Consider the following 5,609-nt stretch of genomic DNA (forward strand, 5'->3'; position numbering starts at 1 on the left):
CCCGCCGTCCGGCCCCGCGTCGACTGGGCGGGCGCGCTCGCCGTCTTCGCGACCGGCGCCCTGCTGCTCACCGCGCTCGTACAGGGCGGGGTCGCCTGGCCCTGGCTCTCGGCGCCCTCGCTCGGCCTGTTCGGGGTGAGCGCGGTGCTGGCCGCGCTCACCGTCGTCATCGAACGGCGGGCGGCGGAACCGATCATCCCGGGCTGGGTGTGGCGTCGGCGCACCATCGCCTCGGTCAACCTCGCGCTCGGCGCGTTGGGCCTGCTGATGGTCGCGCCGACCGTCTTCCTGCCCACGTACGCCCAGTCGGTGCTGGGCCTCGGCCCGATAGCGGCCGGGTTCGTGCTCTCCGTGATGACGCTGAGCTGGCCCGTCACGGCGGCCCTGTCCGACCGGGTCTACAACCGCATCGGCTTCCGGCTCACCGCGATCATCGGCATCGGCGCCGCCCTGCTGATCCTGCTGGCCTTCCCCCTGCTCCCCTACCCCGGCGAGCCCTGGCACCCGGCCCTGCTCATGCTCCTGCTCGGCGCGGCCCTCGGCCTCTTCCAGCTCCCGCTGATCGTGGGCGTCCAGTCGACGGTCGGCTGGGCGGAGCGCGGTACGACGACGGCGTCCGTCCTCTTCTGCCGGCAGGTCGGCCAGAGCATCGGCGCGGCGGTCTTCGGGGCGGTCGCCAACGGCGTCCTGGCCGCCCGCCTCCTCGACGCTCCGGTGACCGGTCTCCCCGACGACCTGGACGCGGTCGCCCGCGCCCTGGAGGACCCGGGCACCCTCTCCGCGGCGGCGACGGACTACCTGCGCCGGGCGGTCGACGCCGCGGTGGACCACGTCTACATCGGGGCCGCCGGAGCCGCGGCCCTGGCCCTGCTCGCCCTGATCACCCTGGCCCCGCGCCGCTTCCCGGTCATCACCGAGACCGCTGCCGACTCCATGACCGCCAAAGCGGCCGACCGGCAGGACACCCCTTCCTGACCCGGTTCCGCCACGTGCCGTCAGATCGGGTGGTGGCGGCCCCAGAGCCTTGTCGACACTCTCCACTCCCTGTTCCCCATGGGGGGGGAGAGCAGGCACCGCGCACCCTCGCGGTCACGGAGCCGTCCGGAGCACCCCGCCTTGATAGGCAAGTCGCTACTTGCCTATTGTGGAGTCATGGCGGACGATGTCTTCAAGGCCCTGGCCGACCCCACCCGGCGGCACATCCTCGACGAACTGACGGAACGGAACGGCCAGACCCTGTTCGAGATATGCGCGCGGCTGGCCACCAGGCACGGACTGGGCCTGTCCCGCCAGGCGGTCAGCCAGCACCTGGCCGTCCTGGAAGCGGCGGGGCTGGTCGTCACGCGCCGCCAGGGCCGCTACAAGTTCCACGACCTCGACACCGAACCCCTTGAGCACATCGTCAGCCGATGGCTCGGGCCGAAGACACCGGAGAGCACCCCATGAGGATCAACCTGACCAGCGTCTTCGTCGAAGACCAGGAGAAGGCCATGCGCTTCTACACGGACATCCTGGGATTCCGGAAGAAGCACGACGTCCCGCTCGGCGGCGAGGACCGCTGGCTGACCCTGGTCTCGCCGGAGGACCCCGACGGCACCGAACTCCTCCTGGAGCCGAACAAGCACCCCGCCGTGCGGCCGTACACGACGGCCCTGGTCGAGGACGGCATCCCGGCCACCGCCTTCGCCGTGGACGACGTACAGGCCGAGTTCGAGCGACTGAGCGGGCTCGGGGTCCGGTTCACCCAGGAGCCGACGGAGATGGGCGCCGTCACCACGGCGGTCCTGGACGACACCGTCGGCAACCTGATCCAGATCATGCACAGCGCGTAGGGAGAGCCCTCACGCCCCACCCGGAAACCCCGGATCACCCGGACCGCCCGGAGGCCTCGCCGCCGCCACCTCCGCCCAGACGGTCTTCCCGACCGGGTTCCGGGGCTCCCACCCCCACCGCGACGCCAGGCACTCCACCAGGAACAGTCCGCGCCCCGACTCCTGGTCGTCCGGCGGCAGCTCCGGGTCCTCGGGCGTGCGGCCGAGCACGGCGTCCGAGACCTCGATACGGAAGCGGCTCGCGGGACCCTCGTAGTCCACCCGCACCTGGAAGTTCCGCCCCCGGAGCCGCCCGTGGCACACCGCGTTGGCGGCCAGCTCCGCCACCACCAGGGCCACCGCGCACGTGGCATCCGTCATCGGCCTGAACCCCCAGTGACCCAACTGCCGCACCACGGTACGGCGGGCGAGCCGCGCACCCCGGGGCGTGGAAGGGAACTGCCGGGACAGGGAGCCGTAGCCGTTGGCGGTCAGCCCGAAGCCGCGCGGAACGGGCGGGACCGCTTCTCGCGTATCGGCCTTCTCCGCCTGCTCGGCCGTGGTCGTCCTCTTGCCGGTCATGCCGACCATCCGTTCACTCGACTCTCCTCACGTCACCCACACGTGCGAGTTCCGTGACGTTCCGTACTCAAGAGTCGGCAGCGCGGCCTAGCCTCGGAAGGTGACAGCGCCTTACCTCGCAGGCCGTAAGGAACGGAAGCAGCGCCGTGACCAAACCCATTGACCCGCAGTCCTCCATGGCCGCGCTCTTCGGATCGCGCGTGCGCAAGTTACGTACGGCGGCCGGACTGACCCAGACCGACGTGGGCGTGCTCACGCATGTGGTCGGCAGTCGCATCGCCCAGATCGAGCGCGCGACCGGGGCGAAACCGACGCTGGAACTGACCCGGGCCCTGGACAGGGAGCTGGTGGCGGACGACCTGTTGATCGACCTCTGGCCGTACGTGTACCGGGAGGCGTTTCCGAACTGGTCGCAGGCGTTCATCGCGTACTCCGCCCGCGCGGCCGTGATCCGCCAGTACGCCTCGCATGCCGTGCCCGGTCTCCTGCAAACCCCGGAATACGCGCGGGCGTTGCTGAGCGTGGGCCACTCACTTCGGGGCTCCGAACATCTGGAAGAACGCGTCGCTGCGCGGCTGGACCGCCAGACCCGGCTGACCGGCCCGGGCCGGCCGGAGCTGTGGATCATCCTCGACGAGGCCGTGCTGCGCCGGCCGGTCGGCGGCTCGGCGGTGATGCGCGGCCAGTTGGAGAAGCTGCTCCGCATGGCGGAGGAGCCCGGTGTCACCATCCAAGTGCTGCCGTTCGACCAGGGCGAGCACGGCGCGCTGGGCGGCTCCCTCACCGTGCTGGTCATGCCGGACGGCTCCGAGGTGGCCTACACGGAAGGCGCGCACCACGGCCAGTTGACCGAGGAACCGGACGAGGTCGAACGTTTCGTTCTCACTTACGATCGTCTCAGGGCGATGGCGCTGCCACCGCTGATGTCACTCGACCTGATCCGATCCGTACTGGAGGCCGATTACCGTGGAAGCCGCGTCCCGTCCCGATCTGACCGCCGCCGCCTGGCGCAAGAGCAGCTACAGCAATCAGGAGGGCGGCGACTGCGTGGAGGTGGCGGACGGATTCCCCGGCGTCGTCCCCGTCCGTGACAGCAAGAACCCCCACGGCCCCGCTCTCGTCCTCCCGGCCCCCGCCTGGACCGCGTTCATCACCGGAGTCGTCGTCCGCTGACGCGCGGTCCGGCCGAGCGGCCACGCGGGGCGAGGACCCGTCCCGTCCCGTTTACTGGTGTCATTGAGCACTTACTGGTGTCATCCCGGATCTACCGGTGCCGCCGGTGCCGATCGAACGGTCCGGCGAGATTTTTCAGATTGACCGAAAAGAATTCCTCCGCAGGGGCCATCTCCGCTTCGCGGCTCGATTCGCGGCTTCATCCGAGGCCCACCGGTGAGTGCATCGCACCCACCTGGACCGTCCCCGGCGGCCGGTAATGCCAGCCCCGGCGCCCGCGCACCGCGAGCGCGCCACCGCGCGAATACCACAACACCCAAAGCCTGCTGGCCAATTCTCGACAAAATCACTCTGCCTACGGACTATGCCGCAGACCGGATCATCCGCCGCACAAGCATGTCTACGATGTGGTCAACCCCTGACAGGAAAGACCGCTTCCGCTTTCCTCCGATGCACCAAGGTGATCTGCACCTTCTCGGAGCGGCCGCACACCTTCTGCCCGGTAGAACTGAGGGACCGCATCCATGCCGAAACCCGCACCAGCCAGTCAGCACCGGCCGAGGAAAACGCCGAGGGCCGCGATAGCCCCGCTCGTGGCCGTGTTGTCGGCGAGTGCCGTCGCCGGAGCCGTGGCAGCGACTCTGGCGCCTTCGGAGGCCCGCGGCTGGGTTGTGGCGGTGGTTCTCACCGCCTGGGTGGCCCTGGCCGTCACGCTCGCCACCGCTCACGGCGTCACCCGGCGGGCCCGGCGTTCGGCCGCCGACCGGGGCGCGGAGGCCGAACGGCTCAAGGCCTCGCTGGCCGCCCTCGAAACGGACACGGCGCACACCGCCGATGTGGCGCTGCCCGCGTTGATCCAGCTGGTACGCGGCGGAGTGAAGGCCTCGGACGCCCTCGGCCGTGTCCCGCTGCCGCGCAGCCCGCGTCAGCGCAAGCTGCTGCACGTCCTCGCGACCACGGTCGAAGGGCAGGCGCAGCAGACCGCCTCGCTGCGGACGGAGAGCACCCGGGTCCACGACGAGCTGGGAGCGGAGAACGCGCGGCTCCGTGAGGAACTGCACGCGCTGACCTCCGAGGTGGACCGGTTCACCCGCGAGACGCTGCCGGGCGTGGTCGCCAGGCTCCGTGACGGCGAGTCCGGCGCCACGGTGCAGTCCGAGGTGTACCTGCCGGAGCAGCCGCTGCTGCGCGCTTCGGTCGAGGCGGTGCTCCGGGAGCTCTCGCTCAGCGAGCGCCGGGCTCTCGCGGCGACGACCGCGTCGGCCAAGGCGCTCAGCCGTGTCCAGGCGAAGTCCGTCAGCATGCTCGCCGATCTGCGCGGCATGCAGGAACGTCACGGCGAAGAGGTGTTCGGGGACCTGCTGAGGCTGGACCACAGCACCTCGCAACTCGGCCTGATGACGGACCGGCTGGCGCTGCTGATGGGCGGCCGGCCGAGCCGCGCCTGGAACAGGCCGATCGTCATGGAGAGCATTCTGCGTGGCGCGGTCGGCCGCATCGCCGCCTATCAGCGCGTTCGGCTGCACTGCTCGTCCAGCGTCTCCATCTCCGGCTTCGCCGCCGAAGGCGTCATGCACCTGCTCGCCGAACTGATGGACAACGCCGCCAACTTCTCGCCGCCCATCGACGAGGTGCACGTCTACGTCGAGGAACGCGGCACCGGCATCGTCGTCACGATCGAGGACAGCGGTCTGAAGATGGCCGACGCGGCGATGCGACGGGCGGCGGACTCCGTCGCAGGCCGGATGACCGACCTCGCGACCCTCCAGAGCACCCGGCTCGGCCTCGCCGTCGTGGGACGGCTCGCGCTCAAGCACCGGATCAGCGTCAACTACCGCCCGTCCTCGCGCGGCGGCACCGGCGTGGTCGTCCTGCTGCCCCGGCATCTGATCGCGCAGGAGCCCCGGGAGAACCACCCGGCTCCGGTTCAGCGGGCCGTCGCCGCGCCCGCGCCGACGCCCGCCTCCCCGGCACCGGCACCGGCCGCACCGGCCGCACCGGCTTCCCCGACGCCGCCGCCCGCACCCGAGCCCACCCCCGTAC

The 5,609-nt window shown here is 70.9% G+C and carries 7 protein-coding genes; 6 read left to right on the top strand and 1 reads right to left on the bottom strand.

The features are described 5' to 3' along the window. From HET64_RS35910 to HET64_RS35920, 3 genes are all read left to right on the top strand, one after another. Nucleotides 1–975, top strand: a 975-nt coding sequence (locus tag HET64_RS35910) for an MFS transporter (RefSeq protein ID WP_215111428.1), incomplete at its 5' end; no start/stop codon positions are given. Nucleotides 976–1,152: 177 nt separating this feature from the next. Continuing rightward, nucleotides 1,153–1,446, top strand: a complete 294-nt coding sequence (locus tag HET64_RS35915) for a helix-turn-helix transcriptional regulator (protein WP_215111429.1) — start codon at nt 1,153–1,155, stop codon at nt 1,444–1,446. Further along, nucleotides 1,443–1,832 (top strand): VOC family protein, encoded by a 390-nt coding sequence (locus tag HET64_RS35920; RefSeq protein ID WP_215111430.1) that lies wholly within the window; start codon nt 1,443–1,445, stop codon nt 1,830–1,832. The genes HET64_RS35915 and HET64_RS35920 overlap by 4 nt, the downstream gene beginning before the upstream one ends. Nucleotides 1,833–1,841: 9 nt before the next feature. Here HET64_RS35920 and HET64_RS35925 read toward each other — a convergent pair whose 3' ends face one another. Then, entirely contained in the window at nt 1,842–2,402 is a 561-nt protein-coding gene (locus HET64_RS35925) for an ATP-binding protein (protein WP_215111431.1), read from the bottom strand. Nucleotides 2,403–2,569: 167 nt separating this feature from the next. Between HET64_RS35925 and HET64_RS35930 the strand changes: the two genes are divergently transcribed. The 3 genes from HET64_RS35930 to HET64_RS35935 form a co-directional block, all read left to right on the top strand. Then, nucleotides 2,570–3,484 carry a helix-turn-helix transcriptional regulator gene (locus HET64_RS35930; RefSeq protein WP_215111433.1) on the top strand — a complete coding sequence of 305 codons (915 nt, stop codon included), beginning with the start codon at nt 2,570–2,572 and terminating at the stop codon, nt 3,482–3,484. Next, nucleotides 3,447–3,566, top strand: a complete 120-nt coding sequence (locus HET64_RS39440) for a DUF397 domain-containing protein (RefSeq protein WP_308370426.1) — start codon at nt 3,447–3,449, stop codon at nt 3,564–3,566. Before HET64_RS35930 ends, HET64_RS39440 begins: the two co-directional genes overlap by 38 nt. A 524-nt stretch (nt 3,567–4,090) precedes the next feature. After that, nucleotides 4,091–5,609: ATP-binding protein (locus HET64_RS35935; protein ID WP_215111432.1), on the top strand; the 1,519-nt coding region annotated here is incomplete at its 3' end.

The sequence above is a fragment of the Streptomyces sp. McG3 genome (genome assembly GCF_018619185.1).
Taxonomy (GTDB): domain Bacteria; phylum Actinomycetota; class Actinomycetes; order Streptomycetales; family Streptomycetaceae; genus Streptomyces.